We start from the raw sequence: 18,616 nt of genomic DNA, 5'->3' as shown, positions 1-18,616 counted from the left end.
CTGCCATGACAAGAACTGCTATCGACAGAGCTATATCGCCCCATTTTGCCATTCGCACCTGATATTCTCTCATGGCATCATTCCGTTTCGGCAAGATCTGGCCAGATCAAGGGCTGAGATTGCCGAGCCAGGCGAGGAAATCGGCGATCGCCTTTTCGCGACCGATCTCGTTCAGCGTCTCATGGCGCATGCCGTCATAGACCGTGGTTTCGACATCCGTCATGCCGACATCGAGCATGCGTTGGCCGAGCCAGCGTATCTCGCGGCCCATATTGGTTGCGGGGTCCTCAGCGCCGCCGACCAGATAGACGGGGAGGCGTTGCGGCAGGCGCTCAAGACGTTCGGGGGCGGCGCCTGCGAAAGTCAGGCGAAAGATATCGCGCCACATGGAGACGCTGGCATCGAAGCCGCAGAGCGGATCGGCGATATAGGCGTCGACCTCGCGCGCGTCATGCGAGAGCCAGTCGAATGGCGTCCGATGGCCCTTGATTGCGCGGCCCCAGGCAACGAAGGTCGCCTTTGGCAGGACTAGTGACGGGACGTCGGAGCCCTTCAGCATCTGCTCAAGAGAAAGCACGGCTTGGGCGAAGCGTCCGGCAAGGCCGGGATTGAAGTTGGAATTCCAGATCGTCAGTCCATGGAAGGCTTGTGGATGTTCATTAGCGACGTTGAGCGCGATCAGGCCGCCCATGGAGTGACCGAAGAGGATGACCGGAAGCCCCGGATAGGTTTCAACGGCAAGCTCGCGCATGGCCATGACATCGGCGATCACCTTTTCGGCCCCGTTGCGGCGCGCGAATATCCCGAGTTGAGCGTCCGGTGCCGTCGTCTCGCCGTGTCCGCGGTGATCATGGGCAAAGACGTGGTAGCCATGGGCGGCCAGAGCCGAGGCGAACCCCTCGTAGCGCCGCGAATGTTCTGCCAGGCCATGGCAGATGAGGACGATACCGCGCGGCGCGATCGTCGATGGCTGGTGGTGGTAGGCAAGACGGGCGCCTGATGGCGATTGGTGAAAGGCAAGATCTGAAAACATTTGGTTCCCCCGATGGCGCGATAGGAGGTCATTTCTCTGCCATGCGCAATAGCGTCAGTGGCTTGACGCCGGATGCGCGAACAAGCCGGCGAGTAGCGACCCCGGCCGGCGAGGCGGGGATGTGGAATGATCTGAAACTTGCGAGAACTGCTGTATTTCTCGGCAGTTTTTTGTGCGCCGCATTGCCCCAAGGACGCAATTCGCCTACATAGCGGCAAATTCCCATTCCCGCCGGAGCAAGACCCCATGGCACGCCAGTTCATCTATCACATGTCGGGACTTAGCAAGTCCTACGGCGCAAAGAAGATTCTCGAGAACATCCACCTCTCGTTCTATCCCGATGCCAAGATCGGTATCCTCGGTCCGAACGGTGCGGGTAAGTCGACCGTGCTGCGCATCATCGCCGGTCAGGACAAGGAATACACCGGTGAAGCCTGGCTCGCCGAAGGTGCGACCGTCGGTTATCTCGAGCAGGAACCGCATCTCGATCCGGCGAAGAATGCGTTCGAGAACGTCATGGAAGGCGTGGCCGACAAGCAGGCCGTGCTCGACCGTTACAACGAACTGATGATGAACTATTCCGACGAGACCGCCGACGAAGGCGCGAAGCTCCAGGACATCATCGACAGCCAGAACCTCTGGGATCTCGAACAGCAGGTCGAAATGGCGATGGAAGCGCTGCGCTGCCCGCCAAAGGACGCCGACGTCACCTTGCTTTCCGGTGGTGAACGCCGCCGCATCGCGCTTTGCCGTCTGCTGCTCTCGCAGCCGGACCTGCTTTTGCTCGACGAACCGACCAACCACTTGGACGCCGAGACGATCGCCTGGCTTGAAAAGCACCTGCGCGACTACCCGGGCGCCGTGATGATGATCACCCACGATCGCTACTTCCTCGACAACGTCACCGGCTGGATCCTCGAACTCGACCGCGGCCGTGGCATTCCGTACGAAGGCAACTATTCGGCTTACCTGCAGGCGAAAGCCAAGCGCATGCTTCAGGAAAACCGCGAAGAGGCCGGCCGCCAGAAGGCGATCTCGCGCGAACAGGAATGGATTGCATCCAGCCCGAAGGCCCGTCAGGCCAAGTCCAAGGCCCGTATCAAGGCCTATGAACAGCTGGTTGATGCGGCTGAAGGCATTCGTCCCGGTGATGCGCAGATCATCATTCCGGTCTCCGAGCGTCTCGGCCAGGTCGTCATCGAACTCGACGGCATCACCAAGGGCTTTGAAGGCCGCACGCTGATCAACGACCTGTCGATCAAGCTGCCGCCGGGCGGCATCGTCGGCATCATCGGCCCGAACGGCGCCGGCAAGTCGACGCTGTTCAAGATGATCACCGGTCAGGAAAAGCCGGATGCCGGTTCGATCCGCGTCGGTGATACTGTCCATCTCGGTTATGTTGACCAGAGCCGCGATGCGCTGGATGGTTCGAAGACCGTCTGGGAAGAAATTTCGGGCGGTGCCGAAATCATCAAGCTCGGCAAGTTCGACATGAACTCCCGCGCTTACTGCGGCGCCTTCAACTTCAAGGGCGGCGATCAGCAGCAGAAGGTCGGCAACCTTTCCGGAGGTCAGCGCAACCGCGTGCATCTGGCCAAGATGTTGAAGGCCGGCGGCAACGTTCTTCTGCTCGACGAACCGACCAACGACCTCGACACGGAAACGCTGGGCGCGCTGGAAACGGCACTCGAGAACTTCGCCGGCTGCGCCATCATCATCAGCCACGATCGCATGTTCCTCGACCGTCTGGCGACGCATATCCTCGCCTTCGAAGGTGATGGCCATGTCGAATGGTTCGAGGGCAACTTCGAAGACTACGAGCAGGACAAGATCCGCCGCCTTGGCCCGGATGCGCTCAACCCGGGCAGCCAGGCTTACAAGCGCCTGACGCGCTAAATCGAGACAGGCTTTCCCTGTTGCTCGTCAAACTGGTTCAATGTGGCTCGCAATCTCTGCGGGCCACATTTCGTTTGGCCTGTCCATCGTCGCATCGAGTGCAAGACGTTCGTGTATCACGATAAACTGAATTTAAACAGTTTGTGTACCATACCAGTTCCGGGAGCCGCGCATCAGGCGCAGTGGGGAATTGGCAGAAGACGACATCAGGTCCGCCTTCTCTGTCTGGAGGGAACTGACAGGTGTCTATCCTGGGAAAAATTTCGTTTCAAAAAGCGCTGACCCTGATCGCTTTGGTGCCGTTGCTGGCCGTCACCGGTCTTGGTGGCGCGGCTGGCTATAACAGCTATCTGGAGTATCAGAAGCTCACACGCGCAGCGGCGCTCGCAGAGCTCGCCTATCAAGGCGGCGAGCTGATGATGATCATGCCGCTGGAGACGGCGCCGAATCGCATGGAGATCCGCAAACAATCGGATGCGATCTATCAGGCCATGATGGATCAGATGGCCGAGCTCGACCGGATGGGATACGGCGATCCGATCACCCTGCAGCTCCGGGCCAATCTGGAGAAGATGTATGCCCGGATGCCGGAGTATCGACAGAAACTCGATGCCGGCGACAAGGATCCGATCCTGCCGCTGCGTTACGCCCAGCCAGTCGCCGCAGCCGGACTTGAACTGACGCTCAGAACGGCGAACCTCACCGAGGATCTGACGCTCTCGTCCGACATCCGTGCGCATCATGCGCTGATGAAGGTCAATGAAGCCTATCTCGGTCTCAATCGCATGGGCCAGTTCTACATCGACAACGGCGCCTTCGGGAAAGCCGAGCTTGTCCGGTTCAGCGCGCTGCAGAGCCAGCTACGGACCTTCGACGGTCCCTTCCGTGAGCTTGCGCGCCCGGATGTGATCAGCCGCTTCTATTCCTTCTTCGATACGGCAGAGGGCAGGCAGATCAACGAAACGCTCCAGGCGATGGAAAGCCTCGAGGATTACGCTGGGGCGCGTGATCCGAAGCCTTTCACCGAAAGCATGGCGAAGCGCCGTGACTTTGCGGCCGCGATCATCCGCGACAACGCCACGGCGTTCCTCGAGGCGATCAATGATCGTCTGGCCGATGCGCGCTTCAGCATGATTTCCGTCATCGTCGGTCTTTCCAGCTTCATCCTGCTGGTCGTGGCCTTCAGCGTCTCCATCACCCGCACGTTGTCCCGTTCCATTGGGCGTGTCAGCAGTTCGATGATCGGACTGGCCAATGGCGATACGCTGCAGTCCATCCCCTTCACCGAGCGCACTGACGAGATCGGGGCGATGGCCCGGTCTGTCGAGGTCTTCCGTGAGGCTGCCATTCGCAATGCCGAGCTGGAAGCCGAAGCATCCGAAAGTCGGGTTCGCAGCGAGCGCGAGCGTGCCGAGATGCAGGCGCGTGCTGAGGCCGATGCCGAGGAACGCCTGACAAAGGCAACCGGCACGCTGGCCGCAGGTCTCAAGCGGCTGGCATCGGGCGATCTGCTTTGCGAGATCGAGGAGGAGTTTGCCCCTCAGTTCGAAGCTCTGCGTCACGACTTCAACACGTCGGTGCAACAGCTGCGTGGCGTTCTGGTCTCGGTCGGCCGCTCGGCCCATGCCGTCAGCGGTGGTTCCGGCGAGATCTCACATGCCTCCGACGATCTGGCCAAGCGCACGGAACAACAGGCAGCTTCGCTCGAGGAGACCGCAGCGGCGCTCGAAGAGATCACCTCCAACGTGACGGCCACGTCGCGGCGGACCGGAGAAGCGCGCGACATCGTGCGAAACACCCGCAGCCGTGCGGAACAGTCCGGTGTGGTGGTCGGAAACGCGGTCACTGCGATGGAGCGCATCGAGCATGCCTCCAAGCAGATCAGCCAGATCATCGGCGTGATCGATGAGATCGCCTTCCAGACGAACCTCCTGGCGCTCAATGCCGGCGTCGAGGCCGCGCGTGCGGGTGAGGCGGGCAAGGGCTTTGCGGTCGTGGCGCAGGAGGTTCGCGAGCTCGCGCAGCGTTCGGCGAATGCGGCGAAGGAAATCAAGGCCCTCATCGGGAATTCCGAAGTCGCTGTCAGCGAAGGCGTGAAACTGGTCAACGAGACCGGCGACGGCCTGACGGCGATCGCCGGCCTGGTTCAGGCGATCAACGAGCATATGGATGCCATCGCCTCTGCCGCGCAGGAACAGTCGGTCGGTCTCGGCGAGGTCAATCAGGCAGTCAACCACATGGACCAGGCGACCCAGAAGAATGCGGCCATGGTGGAGGAGATGAACGCGGCGTCCGCGGGTCTCGCTCAGGAGGCCGCAAGCCTTGCGGAGCTGTTGCAGCGTTTCCGGACGGGGCAGGGCGTGGCCTCGGCTGCTCAGGTTTCGCGCCAGACGCGTTCGATGGCTCCGGTATCGCCGCAACCAGCACGCTCTGCTGTTCCGGCCGCACAGCAGGCTGCTCCCCGTCGAGTGACACCCGCTGTGTCCGGCAATACCGCGCTCGCAAGCGAGAGCTGGGAAGAGTTCTGAGGCTTCTGTCAGTCGCTTGACGAGTGTCTCACTGATATCGCGACGGCCGCCTGAAGAGGCGGCCGTTTTCCTTTTCACCGTCAAGCTAGCGGTGGCCGCGGATTAAGGCTTGCATCACATCGAAAAAGGACATAAAGATATCTTTATGTCGTTATTGCGGTGGTGTGAATGAGACTCGGTGTCGATACTCTTGTGGAATTGCTGAAGGCGGCGGGTGAACCAACCCGCCTGCGTCTCCTCACGCTTCTGTCTGCGGGCGATCTCACGGTCACCGATCTTACCGAAATTCTCGGTCAGTCGCAGCCACGAATCTCCCGTCATCTGAAGTTGCTCGCGGAAGCCGATCTGATTGATCGCTATCAGGAGGGCGCGTGGGCCTATTTTCGGCTGAAGCAGGAAGGCTCGGGCGCGGCACTGGTTCGACTGTTGCTGGATGCTGCCGAGGAGAGCGATCCTGTCCTCCAGCGTGACCGGGATCGCCTGGCCAGCGTCAAGCGGGCGAGGGCTGAGAAGGCGCAGGCCTATTTCAGTCGCAACGCTTCCGAATGGGATGAGCTTCGCCGGCTGCATGTTAATGATGCCGATGTAGAAGCGGCTCTGCTGCGGATCGTTGGAACCGACGCGGTCGAATCCATGCTCGACCTCGGCACAGGCACTGGCCGTATCCTGCAACTGCTTTCGCCACGCTACCGCCGCGCAATCGGGATCGATGCCAGCCGCGACATGCTGGCGGTCGCCCGCTCCAACCTCGACAAAGAAGGCATCCTGTCCGCCAGCGTGCGTCATGGTGACATCCTGAACCTGCCGCTCGATGCCGGCGACTACGACCTTGTCACGATCCATCAGGTTCTGCACTTCCTTGAGGAGCCGGAACTGGCTCTCGCCGAGGCTGCGCGCATGCTGAAGCCGGGTGGTCGGCTCGCGATCATCGATCTCGCACCCCATGCCCATGAATATCTCCGGGACGAGCACGCCCATGTGCGCCTCGGCTTCTCCCATGGCGTCATGGCCGAATGGCTCGACCGCCAGGGTTTGGCCGTCGAGGACGTCATCGATCTGCCGCCGGAAACTGCGGCGGGGCGCGGGCTCACCGTGACCATCTGGCTTGCCCGGCGCGGGAGCGCTGCGGGCAGGGCCACTTCAGTACAACCCCTTGCCTTGACCGGGAGCAGATAGATGACCATGCCCGAACGGCCGATCGCCAAGACCCCTGATGCGCGGATCTCCTTCGAGTTCTTCCCGCCCAAGTCGCCCGATATGGAGGATCAGCTCTGGCAGGCGGTGAAGGCCCTGCAGCCTTACCAGCCCGATTTCGTTTCGGTGACCTATGGTGCCGGCGGTACAACGCGCGAGCCGACCCTTGCGACCGTCAAGCGGTTGATTGCCGAGACCCCGCTTGCCACTGCTTCGCATCTCACCTGTGTGGGTGCGACGCGTGACGAGGTGCGCGCGGTCGTCGAAGAGTTTCAGGCCGCCGGCGTTCGCCACTTCGTGGCGCTGCGTGGCGACCCACAAGGGGGCGTCGGCAGCCGCTATGCGCCGCATCCGGGTGGCTTCGTCAATGCTGCCGACCTCGTCTCCGGTCTGCGTGACCTCGGCGATTTCGAGATCTCCGTCTCCGCCTATCCCGAGCGCCATCCGGAAAGCGAAAACGACGACGTCGATCTCGACATGCTCAAGCAGAAGGTGGATGCGGGAGCAACGCGCGCGCTGACGCAGTTCTTCTTCGACAACGATATCTTCGAGCGCTACCTGGGACGTGTCCGCGCGGCGGGGATCACCATCCCGATCGTGCCCGGCATCATGCCGATACAGAACCTGACGCAGCTGAAGCGTTTCGCTTCTATGTGTGGCGCCAGCACCCCGTCGTTTCTCGACGAGCGCTTCCAGGGGACCGAGGGCGATGCTCAGGCGCGTGCCGCCGTTGCGGCCGACATTGCGGCGGAACAGATCGCCGATCTCGCGCGTCGCGGTATCGAGGAGTTTCACATCTACACGATGAACCGGGCGCCGCTGACCATTGCGACCCTGGACCGGCTCGGCATCACGGCGAAGGCCGCCAAGGTTTCCAGCGCTGCTGCTTGATCTGAGGTCGCCGTCGGCATGAGAAAAGGCGCATGACGGTCCGTGTCATGCGCCTTTTATTCGTTTTGAAATCATATCTGCTGGAGAGGCCTAACTAGGCCAACTCATGGGTTTCAGTTACTCAGACCCGTGTCAGATAAACAGCATCGTTGCGATGAAAACAAACGCTGCACCGACGATCAGGACATTAATTGAATTAGTCAGTCCCATGTGTGCCTCCTTGCGTTGACCGTTAGATATTATGTCTGATTTGTGTCGGCGCAAGGGTAAATCTGTGCTGCGCTGCGTCATTCTGCAGTGGATAACGTATGCCTAACATTCGATAAGCTATTCGTTTCAACGACTTGCTTCAGGTCTCGCGCTATTAATGAAGTTTAATTTCCGTGAGCGTTTGTAGGGCCGACTCAAGGCGCTGAAATCCTCAGCATCACCAGATCGACAGTTGCTCGAAACAAAAAAGCCGGGGCGTGGAGGCGCCCCGGCTCGATCATGTGGTCTTTGATGCGGATATCAGAGTGCGGCCAGCAGTGCCGGTGTCGGCCAGCCATCGGCGGGTAGGCCGACTCGCTGCTGCTCCTTCTGCACCGCGACGCGCGTGCCGGCACCGAGGATGCCGTCGATCTTGCCGACGTCGTGGCCAAGGCCCTGCAGCTTGGTTTGCAGCGCCATCATCTGGTCGGTGTCGAGGCCCGGTTCCGGATTGCCCTTCTGATAGACAGGCGCGCCGCCAAAGCGGGTGGCAAAATAGGCCGCCGAAGTCGTGTAGATGAAGGACTGATTCCATTCGAGATAGATGTTGAAGTTGGGATAGGTGATGAAGGCCGGTCCCTTGCGGCCCTGCGGCAGGATCAGCGAGGCTGGCAGGGCAGAGAAAGCTGTCTCGCCATCGCGAGGCTGAACGCCGAGCGCAAACCACTCACCTGCCGTCATCGTGCCGCCAAGGCCCGACTTCTCGAAGGGCAGGTTTTCCGGAATGCTGACTTCCTGGATCCAAGGTTCGCCGCGCTTGAAGCCGAGATGCTGAATGAAGCGCGCAGCCGTGAGAAGGGCGTCAGGGCTGCTCTGCTTGACGTTCACATGGTTGTCGCCATCGCCATCCACGCCAAAGGCGATGATGTCTTCAGGGAGCATTTGCACCTGGCCAATTTCGCCGGCCCAGGCTCCGGTGTTGGTCGCAGGGTCGAGATCGCCGTGCTCGACCATCTTGATGAGCGCCAGTAGTTGCGGGCGGAAAAGTTCCGGACGGCGGCAGTCATGGGCGAGCGTGACCAGCGCGTTGCGGGTGTTGAAGTCGCCCTGCACGGCGCCAAAGTCTGTCTCCTTGGCCCAGAAGGCGGTGATGACGCCGGCCGGTACGCCATATTCCTGTTCGGCGCGTGCGAAGACATCGGCGTATTCCCTGATCTTCTTAAGGCCGGTGTCGAGGCGCGCCTGACTGCCGGTGCGGCTCGAGAATTCCAGGAAGGTCTGGCGGAAAACGCCCTGCGAACGGTCGCGCGAGAGAACCTTCTGGTCGATGGCCGCACCCGCGAGCGCCTTGTCGGCAATCTCTGGAGGCGAGCCCGCGGCAATGGCTTCCGCCTTCACGCCTTCGAGGAAGGTCGCGAGATCGCCGCCGCATTGCTGCTGCGCCTGGGCGAAACCGGCTGAGGCAAGAATGAGGGCGAGAGGGAGCGCATGACGCAGGGCTTTGTTCATCGATCAGTCCTTCGGGTTGCGTGCCGCCGCAGGCCGCGTTTGCGCCGGCATGCGATGGCATGGGTTTGTTTCTCAGAGCCTCTAGGCTCCGTTTGCGATCATTTCGAGACGGCAGCGACCCAGTTCTGCCAGTTCTTCTGGGTGCCGGCGAAAACGTTGATATCGGTTTCGCCGCGGATGCCGGGAATGACGCCTGTCGACGTGTATTGCCAGAAGGACCAACGCCGTTCCGGATAAATCACGCTTGGATGCTGCGCGACGGCCCGGACCCAGAAGTGATGATCCTTGAACGCGCCCTCTAGGTTGTCGCGGTGGAAATCGACGGAGGTGTAGATGATCGGACGCTTGCCGAAATGGGCCTCTATGCGCTGCATGAAGCGCTGCATTTCGCTGCGCACCGTTGCGGGATCCGGCCGCAGGCGACAGGTCGGGGAGGTCGGGTTCCACTCGACGTCGAGCACCGGTGGCAGGAGGTTGGCATCGCGCGGCACGTTCTTGATGAACCAGTCGGCCTGCTCGTCGGCCGTCGAACAGAAATAGTAGAAGTGGTAAGCAGCGTGCGGGATCCCGGCATCGCTCGCGCCCTTCCAGTATTCGTGGAAGCGTGGATCAAGCATGTCCTTGCCTTCCGTCGCCTTGATGAAGACGAAGGATACGCCCGACTTTTTCACCTGGCGCCAGTCGACGTCGCCGTTCCATTTGGAGACGTCGATGCCATGCACCTCGTGACGATGCGGTGTCTTGCCATCGAAATGCTGGGGATCGGTGTCCTGGAAACGCGGAGAGAGGGAGGCTGTTTCCAACAGGTCGTAAGAGCTCGCGGTGCAGCCTGAAACTGCAAGGCAAAGCGGGAGAAGAAGTGTGGGAAGCCACCGCATCGAGGGTCCGTGATCTCATGATTAAGGCAAGTTGCCCCACAAGGTGCAACAACGACACGCGTGGGAGCCGACCGTTGTCGCCCATCATCGTCAAATCCGGAATAGATGCAATCTTGCTTGCGCGAGGCCGTCAGCGGGTGAGGACGGCGTGCCAGGCATAGCCACGCCAGAGGGGCTCGAATCGCAACTGCAAGCCCTTTGCCGCCGCCCGCTCTTCGAGAACGCTTTTCAAGTCCGGGCGGGGGCTGACGTGGAAGCGTGCGAGCCAGGCCTGCAGACCCTTCTGAAACCACTGGGGCAGGCGCTCCTGCTGGCCGAAGTCGATGATGTGCAGGGATCCCTCAGGGGCGAGCGCCTCGACGCCCCGGTCAATGGCCGCCTGCCAGTCGGGAATCATCGACAGGGCATAGGAGATCATCACCCGGTCAAAATGCGGCTGTCCGAAATCGGCGGCGCAAAATGTCGTGGCATCGGCGACCTCAAGCCTTGGGCGTGATGCCTTGCCCTCGAACTTAGCCTGGGCTGTTGCGAGCATCTCTGCCGATATGTCGAGGCCAAAGAGGTTTGCATGCGGAAAGTGCCGCCGGGCAAGGGCAAGGTTGCGACCCGTGCCGCAGCCGATTTCCAGGAGTGAGCCGCCGTTTTGCAGATCGAGACCTGCGATCATGTGGTCTCGACCGAGCAGGTAGTATTTCCGCGTCAGGTCGTAGATATGCCGCTGATAGCGATACATCTGGTTCATGCGGTCCGCGTGGTCCTGGCTGGTGGTGGCAGCGAGGGCGGCAGGGCTCTCGCTCATGCGGGCCGCTTCTCATAGATGTGGAAGCCACCATAGATGGCGGAGCGGTCCTGAGTGTTCAGGGTATGCGAGCGTTCGGGCTGATAATGCCACTGGTCGAGCAGGGCGGGTGCGAGCTTTCCGTCCAGGATGCTGTCTTCCGCCGCGGTGCGGAAGATGACGCGGGCGCCTTCAGAGGCGGTACGCGTGATTTCGGTCCACAGCTCGTTCAGCTGTCGCTCGTTCATCCAGTCCTGTGCGTCGAGCAGCACGTAGCGATCGACGCTGCCGGCTGGCTTTTTCGCCAGGAGTTCGGTGAAATTGGCGTGGTGAACGGTCACGCGATCCGCTGTGTCCCGGATGGCGCGGTAGTGCTGTTCCTGCAGATAGGTGGGCAGAACGCCTTCTTCCGGCTTCGGATAGCGGCGGAGAAATGCCTGCCAGGCGAAATAGTTGTCGCGCAGCAGAAAATGGCAGCAGAGCTTTTCCAGGCGGTGGCGCAGCACGGGAGCGATCGTCCCGTCGTTGGCCAGCGATGCGAGCTCGTCATATTGCTGCGGTGGGATGCCAAGGCCGAAGAGCGAACTCTTGCGGCGGGTCAGCCAGCGAATGAGCGGCTTGTCGAACAGCGGTGCGATGCGGCTGTCGAAAAACATCCGCTGTTCGCGCAAGGAGCGGGTTTCGGCAAGTTCTTCCAGGCGAACGCCATGGCTGCGGGCGATCAGGTGGCCGACGGTGATGAACCGCCCAAGAAGGCCGGTGCGGTAGATGTTGCGGTTGAAGACGGAAATTCGTTTGCGACCCGTCAAGCCGCGCGCTTCCCAGTGGCGCAGAGTCGCTGTGTCCAGGTTGGGCGCGATGTGGCGGTCATACATCCGGACATTGGTGCTGACGCCCTTTTCGCCAAGCAGGCGACGGACGGAGGCGTGGTCGGGCAGGTGGCGGAAGGCGGCAAGCTTCAGACGGTTGAGGGCGATATGGTTCGGGTTCAGGTCGACCACATCGATCGAGGCCGGGCGACGGCTGAGATAGGCGAGCATGTTGCAGCCGCCCGAGCCGATGGTGACGATGCGATGGCCTTCGGAAAGATCCATGGCCTGCATGTCGACCTCCGGATCCTCCCAGATCTGCGCATAGACGAGGCCGGAAAACAGCAGGCCGAAAAGCCGTTCCGAAAGGCCCGCCGGCGAAAGGGCGGCATGTTGCAGCAATGCACCCTTCAGCTTCTCGTTTCCGCGAAATCCGGCATCGGGTGCAAGCTCAGTCATGTCGATCCGCCCTCTTGTTGGGTTTCACGGCGTGTAGCGCCCGGGTGCTACAGTTTGATGACGTCGTTGACGGCGCGGCGGTAACCGAATTTCAATGCATTTTATACAAATTGTCCTCAGTTATTTTAGGGGTGTTTAACATGATGTTAAGTGAAATCCCGTTTGGGAGGCGACTGCGCTACGGTCTTGCGGGGTTTCTGGGCGGCGCTGCGGCTCCGGCAGCCATGGCTCTACCCGTTGTGGTGCAGTCCGGTTTTGTCGGTCTTTCCACAGCTTTTCTGAGTGAATGGTCCTCACTTGCGGCCATCAGCCTGCCGCTTGTCGGCGCCGCAGTCGGTTGGCGAATCGCCTCCTGGGAGGCCATGCTGCATGAGCGCATCAGTCGCCTCGAAGGTGGTGCGACGGCGCTTGAGGCTGCCTCACGTTTCGATCGTCTAACCGGGCTTGGAAACCGCCAGGCGCTGAATGAGGCACTCGAAGCCCTGCTGGCGGCACGTGGTCCTTCCGGCGGTACGCTTCTGCTCATCGATCTCGACCGCTTCAAATATGTCAACGACACGCTGGGACATGCGGCTGGCGACGCACTGTTGGTCGTCGTGGCCGAGCGTCTGCGCCAGGCTTCGGGCGAGGGTGCGCAGTTGTTTCGTCTCGGGGCCGACGAGTTCGCGGTCATCCTACCGCAAGCACTGCGCCGCCCGGTGGCAGAGTTCGTCTGCCTGGCGATCGAAGACGCGCTCGCCCGCCCCTTCGAACTGGAGCAGGGCCGCGTCATGGCCGGGCTTAGCATCGGGGCGACGCTCATCTCGCCCGAGGACCGGAACGTCACGGCCTTGTTGCAGCGAGCGGACCTTGCCCTCTATCGCGCCAAGGAGGTCTTCGGCCCCGCCCATGCCTTCTACGATGAAAGTCTCGCCCGTGAAGTGCGGGAAGGCCTCGAGCTCGAGCGCGACCTTGCGCGCGGCTTCGTCGACGGGGAATTCTATCTTGAATACCAGCCGATTGTTGCCGTGGAGAATGGCGACGTGCGATCGCTGGAGGCGCTTCTGCGCTGGCGCCATCCGACGAGAGGATTGATCACGCCTGACATCTTCATCCCTCTCGCAGAGAAGACCGGCATCATTCAGGTGATCGGCAAATGGGTCGTGCAACAGGCTTGCGCCGCAGCCGTAACCTGGCCGGAACCGACGGGCGTCAGCGTCAACGTGTCGGGCGACCAGTTCAAGGATCCGAACTTCGTGACGCATATCCTCGATTGTCTGGTGGATACCGGGCTGGCGCCCGAGCGGCTGACGATCGAAGTGACAGAGGCGGTCTTTTCCGTCGATATCGATCTTGTTTGCCGCAGTCTCGCCGAGCTTCGCTCGAGCGGCGTGCGCATCGCGCTCGACGATTTCGGCACCGGCTTCTCGTCGATCAACAATCTGCGGCTCTTCCCGCTCGACGAACTGAAGATCGACCGCTCGTTTGCGAAACAGATGCTCGAGACCAGCCAGGGTGCGAAACTCGTTGACCTGATGCACAAGCTGTCGGAGACCTTCCAGATCCGGACCACCATCGAGGGCATCGAGACGAACAGCCAGTTGGATTTCGTCAAGCGCCTCGGCATCGGCGAGGCTCAAGGGTTCCTGTTTTCAAGACCCGTTGCAGCTGCGGAGGCGCTCAACTACCTGCAGGCCCGGCTCGCGCAACGCGCAGCGCCCGTCGGTTGAAAGTCGCGGGATAACTTCAGACACGCGGCCTGCTCATCTTTCGCCTGTCATCCATTCCTGCTTCGATAGCGGCAACAGGAGGAGAGGCTTATGCGGAGACTGATGAAGTGGGGCGCACGGGTGGCGGTGGCCCTGGTCGGCATCGTTGCTGTGGCCGCAGCCTGGATCGTCGCATTTCCGCCCGAACTTCTCAGGGTCGGCACCGGCTATGCCGCCAAGATCGTCTGCTCGAACGTGTTCATAGCCGGTCGCGACGCCGACGAAGTGCTGCGCGACGATGTGCAGGCCCCCGGGCACCCCTTGCTCAAACTCGTGCGCGCCGAGGTCGATCTCGAACAGGGCCTGGTGAAAACAGCCTTGCTCGGTGTCGTCGCACCATCGGCCGCACTGCATCGCACCGGCCTGGGCTGTGCTGCAGTCAACGAATCCGAGATCGACGCGGCAAGACGCCTGTCTGCTCCGCCGGCCGAAGCGGGCTCAGTCGACACGGCCCGGGCCTGGCCGGATGGTGACGCAGTGGCGCAGAACGATCCGCGGCTCCAGGCCATGCTTTCCGATCCCGACCTTCTCGGGCCGAGTGCTCGTGCAGTCGTCGTCGTGAAGGACGGCCGGATCGTCGGTGAAGCCTATGGTCCCGGTTTCAATGCGGAAACACCGCTTCTGGGTTGGTCCATGACGAAGACGGTGACGGCCGCGCTGGTCGGCATCCTCAAGGGGGAGGGACGGGTCGACGAGAATGCGACGAACCTCTTTGGCGAATGGAACGGTGACAGCCGCGCCGAGATCTCGCTTTCGGATCTACTCGCCATGCAAAGCGGTCTCAGTTTCAATGAGAGCTATGGCGACGTGACTGACGTGACGCGCATGCTCTATCTCGAACGCGATATGGGTGCCTATGCGGCGTCGCTGCCTGCGGCGGCAGGGCCGGGCACGCGTTTCAATTACTCCTCCGGAGAAACGGTGCTGATCTCGCGTTACTGGATGTCGCGGTTTTCGAACCGGGAGGCGGCGCTCGCCTACCCGCGGGCAGCCTTGTTCGATGTGATCGGTATGCGCAGCGCGGTGCTCGAAGCGGATGCGACCGGTACTTTTGTCGGCGGTTCCTATCTGTACGCGACGGCCCGCGACTGGGCACGGTTCGGTCTCTTGATTGCGGAGAACGGACGCTGGTCCGGCCGTCAGCTCGTCGATCCGTCCGTCATGGCACGCGTCTATGAACCGGCTGCTGCGTCCAACGGCGCCTATACGAGAGGGCAGGCCTGGCAGAATGGTCCCGGAGACAAGGACAGCAATTTTTCGCTGCCCGATGAGACGCTCTGGATGCTCGGCCATGACGGACAGTCGATTGCCGTCATTCCGTCTGAGAGACTGGTGGTCGTCCGGCTCGGGCTTACACCGCGCCGCCTCGACTACAGACCGCAGAGGCTCCTGCAGGCCATACGTGATGGCCTAAGCTGACGAGACGGATTACTGCATCAGATGCAGCAGGCCCTTGCGCTTGGCATCGTAATAGTAGCCACGAGAATAGAGGCGGACAGCCTGGTCGTGATCATTGTCGGCGACGACCCATGCGCCCTTCAGATACTTGACCGCATATTTGATGTTGGTTTCGGCATCGAACAGTCCGTCGGCTGGGCCGTCGTAACCCATCGCCTTCGCCGTGTTGTAGCGGATCTGCATCAGGCCGTAATTGCCCTTGCTATAGGCGGCCGGATTGTAGCGGCTTTCCCGGTGCACGACGCGGTGGACGAGATCAATCGGGATTTCGTGGAGCCGTGAATATTTCTCGATAAGCGCGTTGAGACGCGTAGGGCCGACCGTATCCGGCTTCCGGCCCGCATTGGGTGCTGGTGGTTCGCCCGGAGGCGACACGTCGAAGGGGTCGCCGAAGCTGGTGAGCGCCGTCGCGCGCAGGGGGGCTGCATAAGCCAGGACGACGGGAGCCTGTCCCGTCGTTGGCGCCGTCGCGGCTGCCGGTGCAGGTGTTGCACTTGCGCCAACGCCAGGAGGGGTGAGCGTCGCTTCGGTCGAAGCTGCCGCAGCCGTCATCTGCTGGCTCCCTGCGGCAACAGGCGTCGTTACCATGGCCAGTGCATCGGTGGCTGCTGTCTGCGGCGTGGTGGGGGAGAGAGCCGAGGCCTTCAAGGCCGGGATCGGCGCTGCGGTTTCCGTGCCGGGAATGAGTGGTGCAGGGCCCGGGTTTGCGGCTGCGAGCTCGGCCTGCGTCATCAACGACGCCTGGGCCCCGGCTGTGCCATTCGTGGCGGCCTCGGCAGCCATGGCAGCCTGCATTTCCGGAGACTTCGGATTGGCGACCGGTGCGGCAGCGAGATCTGCCTTCACGCTTTCATCGATCGCGGTGCATCCACCCAGTCCAGCCAACAGTAAGGCAGCCATGCAGAGAGCGATGCCGCGGTCAGTTCTGACGTTCATGCCACTATCCGTTACGAGATGCACGCGAGGTCACCGGCAAATCAGCCGACTATTCGTTTCCGTTTCTTAATCTATGCCCAGCATTGCGGCAAGCTTGCGACCTCGGGGGCATTTCGCAGACGCGTCCCGCGGCTCAGGCCGCGATCTTTCGATAGCCGGCCGTAACCGCCTTTGCCGCAATCAGGACGGTGCGGCCGGAACGGTTCACAGTACGGCGAACTGCATGTTTCCTAACGATTTTTCGGACGCGTTCGGGAAACAGTGCATAGACGATGCAGGACAAGGCCGAGAGGGCAACGAAGGTGGCGCCAAGCGCGATCGCCTGGGGAATGAACGGAGCGGCCGGCGTCAGGAATTGCGGCAGAAGTGCGGCAACGAGCAGGCTGCTGCGCGGGTCGCGGGATTCGCTTTCGAAGCAATGCGCGATGACGCGAAGCGGCTTCTCCTCCGGCAGATTGTCGTTGTCGGCTACCGGTTCGATGCCGGCAGGCGCACGCGCGAGGCCAAGCCCGAAGAGCATCAGCCAGAACAGGCCGATCCACTGGAAGATCGAAAACGTCAGCGTCGACAGGGAGATCAGGCCCCATGAGATGGCGAGTGTCGCTGCGACCGAAACGGCGGTGCCGAGTGCAACGCCCGTTCCCGTCGCGAAGACGCTCTTGCGGCCATGGGCCAGCGCATAGGACAGAACCATGCGCTTGGACCGGCCGGGCACGACCAGAAGGGCCGCGGCGACGACTGCGAACAGGATCCAGGTAGAATGGGGCATGACACTCACTCCTCCAGGAGAGGAAGCCAGCTTTCGGCGGTCAGGTCAATGGATGGGGCGGTACTTCTGCCCGAGATAGTCCATCACTTCTTTGAACCACGGCGTGCCGAGGTCGAAAGGCTTGCCACCCTTGATCCGCGGGAACTCGATGGTCCGCAGGCGTCCGCCCTGATCTTCATCGTGACCGGTCACGCCCGACACCTTGTTCAGACCGCTTTCGACCGCGAGATCGACCATGCTCTGGATGAGGCGAAGGTCTTCGTAGTTGGCGGGGGCAGAGCGGGCGTAGTAGCCTGATTTCTGCACCATCGAGCGATCGGCATCGAGCAGCTTGGCAAAGTGCTTCTGGAACCAGTTGCCGACATTGATCGTGTCGAGCTTCACATGGCCGAAGGCGTCACGCTTGATTTCCTCGCCGGCCGCCTCCCGGTCGGCGACGATCTCGTCCATGCAGGCTCCTTCCGAAACGAAGAGCGTGACGAAGCCGGTCCGGTCCATGATGTCCTTCAGGCGGGCGGCTTCGCCCTCCATGTCGAAATGGGTCTCGGGAAGATAGAGGCCGTCGATGTTCTTCAGCTCCTGGTTCATCATGAAGCCTTCGATGTATTCATTGTGCTGCGTGCGCTGCATGTAGGCGCGGGCGGTGGCTGCTGTCAGCCAGCCGCAGTGGCGGCCCATGACCTCATGAATGACCAGCGTGCGTGGCGAAGCGCTCTGTTCGTTGGAAACATGGTCGAAGAATCGGGCGCCGACTTCGGCGGCCGTCCAGGCGCCGAGCGTCTGCTTGATCGGGTAGACGTCGTTGTCGACGGTCTTGGGCATGCCGACGACCGTCAGGTCGTAGCCGTTGGCGCCGAGATAGGCGGCGAGGTCGGCAGCGGTTGTGTTAGTATCGTCACCGCCAATGGTGTGAAGGATCGTGACGCCATCTGCCGCGAGCCGTTCGGCTGCGACGCGGAGCGGATTCTGGTCTTCCCTGACCAGGCCGCGCTTCACGCAATCGGCGACATTGGTAAGCTTGACGCGGCTGTTGCCGATCGGCGATCCACCATAGCGATGCAGCACATGCGCCTTCTCGCGCATTTCCTTGGTTATCTCGATCTTGTAGTCCATCAGCAGGCCGCGAAAGCCGGACTTGTAGGCGATGAGCTCGATTTCGGGTGCGATGTCGGTGTAGCGCTCGATCAATCCGCCGACAGCGGACGAGAGACAGGGCGCGAGGCCCCCGGCGGTCAACATCGCGACTTTCTGCTTGGCCATCGATCCTCCTCGGACGCTTCATCGCCCGTGCAACTTGGGTGTTCAGGTGGCAAATGGATGCGATAGGCGCGGCGGCCTGTAAAGCCAAAAAATCAAGGAAATCGGGCATTTCGCAACCATGCGAGCTTCAAATCCGAATATAATCGTTTCAATCGCGGCCGGGTGACGGGATGGCTTCTGTGGATAATCGATTGGAGCCCGTGCCGGGCGTTGGGGCAGTGCGAGTTCAGCGAAATGGATTCAAGATGAAGAAACTTTAATCCTCGCTATTGGGCCCGGCT

Annotated in this window: 14 protein-coding genes; 6 read left to right on the top strand and 8 right to left on the bottom strand. The window is 61.5% G+C overall.

What is annotated here, in order from left to right; all coding sequences use genetic code 11:
• Window positions 1-106 precede the first annotated feature (106 nt).
• Window positions 107-1,033: an alpha/beta hydrolase gene (locus GH983_RS10950; RefSeq protein ID WP_153762426.1), complete on the bottom strand. Its 927-nt coding sequence runs from the start codon at window positions 1,031-1,033 to the stop codon at window positions 107-109.
• A gap of 246 nt (window positions 1,034-1,279) precedes the next feature.
• Between GH983_RS10950 and ettA the strand changes: the two genes are divergently transcribed.
• From ettA to metF, 4 genes are all read left to right on the top strand, one after another.
• Window positions 1,280-2,929, top strand: coding sequence for an energy-dependent translational throttle protein EttA (gene ettA / locus GH983_RS10945; protein WP_054151653.1), 1,650 nt, complete (start codon window positions 1,280-1,282; stop codon window positions 2,927-2,929).
• 242 nt (window positions 2,930-3,171) lie between these two features.
• On the top strand, window positions 3,172-5,457 hold the full coding sequence (locus tag GH983_RS10940) for a methyl-accepting chemotaxis protein (RefSeq protein WP_246727541.1): 2,286 nt from the start codon (window positions 3,172-3,174) through the stop codon (window positions 5,455-5,457).
• A gap of 168 nt (window positions 5,458-5,625) precedes the next feature.
• Window positions 5,626-6,633, top strand: coding sequence for a metalloregulator ArsR/SmtB family transcription factor (locus tag GH983_RS10935; RefSeq protein WP_069041102.1), 1,008 nt, complete (start codon window positions 5,626-5,628; stop codon window positions 6,631-6,633).
• Entirely contained in the window at window positions 6,634-7,542 is a 909-nt protein-coding gene (gene metF, locus GH983_RS10930; RefSeq protein WP_194842818.1) for a methylenetetrahydrofolate reductase [NAD(P)H], read from the top strand. It abuts the gene before it with no gap.
• 510 nt (window positions 7,543-8,052) lie between these two features.
• Here the strand turns inward: metF and GH983_RS10925 are convergent.
• From GH983_RS10925 to GH983_RS10910, 4 genes are all read right to left on the bottom strand, one after another.
• Window positions 8,053-9,240, bottom strand: a complete 1,188-nt coding sequence (locus GH983_RS10925; RefSeq protein ID WP_153762425.1) for a lytic murein transglycosylase — start codon at window positions 9,238-9,240, stop codon at window positions 8,053-8,055.
• 98 nt (window positions 9,241-9,338) lie between these two features.
• A complete protein-coding gene (locus tag GH983_RS10920; RefSeq protein WP_153762424.1) occupies window positions 9,339-10,118 on the bottom strand; it encodes a GH25 family lysozyme in 780 nt (259 codons plus the stop codon).
• A 130-nt stretch (window positions 10,119-10,248) separates the two neighbouring features.
• On the bottom strand, window positions 10,249-10,917 hold the full coding sequence (locus tag GH983_RS10915; RefSeq protein WP_153762423.1) for a class I SAM-dependent methyltransferase: 669 nt from the start codon (window positions 10,915-10,917) through the stop codon (window positions 10,249-10,251).
• Window positions 10,914-12,164 carry a DUF3419 family protein gene (locus GH983_RS10910; RefSeq protein ID WP_153762422.1) on the bottom strand — a complete coding sequence of 417 codons (1,251 nt, stop codon included), beginning with the start codon at window positions 12,162-12,164 and terminating at the stop codon, window positions 10,914-10,916. Before GH983_RS10910 ends, GH983_RS10915 begins: the two co-directional genes overlap by 4 nt.
• Before the next feature lie 140 nt (window positions 12,165-12,304).
• Between GH983_RS10910 and GH983_RS10905 the strand changes: the two genes are divergently transcribed.
• Both GH983_RS10905 and GH983_RS10900 read left to right on the top strand, forming a co-directional pair.
• Window positions 12,305-13,873 (top strand): bifunctional diguanylate cyclase/phosphodiesterase, encoded by a 1,569-nt coding sequence (locus GH983_RS10905; RefSeq protein ID WP_194842817.1) that lies wholly within the window; start codon window positions 12,305-12,307, stop codon window positions 13,871-13,873.
• Between the two features lie 90 nt (window positions 13,874-13,963).
• Window positions 13,964-15,331, top strand: a complete 1,368-nt coding sequence (locus GH983_RS10900; protein ID WP_153762420.1) for a serine hydrolase — start codon at window positions 13,964-13,966, stop codon at window positions 15,329-15,331.
• A gap of 9 nt (window positions 15,332-15,340) precedes the next feature.
• On the opposite strand, the gene GH983_RS10895 is transcribed toward GH983_RS10900, so the two are convergent.
• The 3 genes from GH983_RS10895 to GH983_RS10885 all read right to left on the bottom strand — a co-directional run bounded on the left by GH983_RS10895 (window position 15,341) and on the right by GH983_RS10885 (window position 18,335).
• Window positions 15,341-16,306, bottom strand: coding sequence for a lytic transglycosylase domain-containing protein (locus GH983_RS10895; protein ID WP_153762419.1), 966 nt, complete (start codon window positions 16,304-16,306; stop codon window positions 15,341-15,343).
• Between the two features lie 133 nt (window positions 16,307-16,439).
• Window positions 16,440-17,075: a LysE family translocator gene (locus GH983_RS10890; protein ID WP_153762418.1), complete on the bottom strand. Its 636-nt coding sequence runs from the start codon at window positions 17,073-17,075 to the stop codon at window positions 16,440-16,442.
• 45 nt (window positions 17,076-17,120) lie between these two features.
• Window positions 17,121-18,335, bottom strand: a complete 1,215-nt coding sequence (locus GH983_RS10885; protein WP_153762417.1) for a pyrophosphate--fructose-6-phosphate 1-phosphotransferase — start codon at window positions 18,333-18,335, stop codon at window positions 17,121-17,123.
• Between the last annotated feature and the right edge of the window lie 281 nt (window positions 18,336-18,616).

The organism is Agrobacterium sp. MA01, from assembly GCF_009650195.1.
Classification (GTDB): domain Bacteria; phylum Pseudomonadota; class Alphaproteobacteria; order Rhizobiales; family Rhizobiaceae; genus Allorhizobium.
The sequence above is the reverse complement of the archived record's forward strand: the minus strand, read 5'-3'. Positions and strand labels throughout refer to the sequence as shown.

What these genes read in the sequence shown, in the direction of transcription:
- GH983_RS10900 (WP_153762420.1), top strand. Translation starts at nt 13,964, where the DNA reads ATGCGGAGACTGATGAAGTGGGGCGCACGGGTGGCGGTGGCCCTGGTC.
- GH983_RS10905 (WP_194842817.1), top strand. Translation starts at nt 12,305, where the DNA reads ATGATGTTAAGTGAAATCCCGTTTGGGAGGCGACTGCGCTACGGTCTT.
- GH983_RS10915 (WP_153762423.1), bottom strand. Translation starts at nt 10,917, where the DNA reads ATGAGCGAGAGCCCTGCCGCCCTCGCTGCCACCACCAGCCAGGACCAC.
- metF (WP_194842818.1), top strand. Translation starts at nt 6,634, where the DNA reads ATGACCATGCCCGAACGGCCGATCGCCAAGACCCCTGATGCGCGGATC.
- GH983_RS10920 (WP_153762424.1), bottom strand. Translation starts at nt 10,118, where the DNA reads ATGCGGTGGCTTCCCACACTTCTTCTCCCGCTTTGCCTTGCAGTTTCA.
- GH983_RS10950 (WP_153762426.1), bottom strand. Translation starts at nt 1,033, where the DNA reads ATGTTTTCAGATCTTGCCTTTCACCAATCGCCATCAGGCGCCCGTCTT.
- GH983_RS10885 (WP_153762417.1), bottom strand. Translation starts at nt 18,335, where the DNA reads ATGGCCAAGCAGAAAGTCGCGATGTTGACCGCCGGGGGCCTCGCGCCC.
- GH983_RS10890 (WP_153762418.1), bottom strand. Translation starts at nt 17,075, where the DNA reads ATGCCCCATTCTACCTGGATCCTGTTCGCAGTCGTCGCCGCGGCCCTT.
- ettA (WP_054151653.1), top strand. Translation starts at nt 1,280, where the DNA reads ATGGCACGCCAGTTCATCTATCACATGTCGGGACTTAGCAAGTCCTAC.
- GH983_RS10935 (WP_069041102.1), top strand. Translation starts at nt 5,626, where the DNA reads ATGAGACTCGGTGTCGATACTCTTGTGGAATTGCTGAAGGCGGCGGGT.
- GH983_RS10895 (WP_153762419.1), bottom strand. Translation starts at nt 16,306, where the DNA reads ATGAACGTCAGAACTGACCGCGGCATCGCTCTCTGCATGGCTGCCTTA.
- GH983_RS10910 (WP_153762422.1), bottom strand. Translation starts at nt 12,164, where the DNA reads ATGACTGAGCTTGCACCCGATGCCGGATTTCGCGGAAACGAGAAGCTG.
- GH983_RS10925 (WP_153762425.1), bottom strand. Translation starts at nt 9,240, where the DNA reads ATGAACAAAGCCCTGCGTCATGCGCTCCCTCTCGCCCTCATTCTTGCC.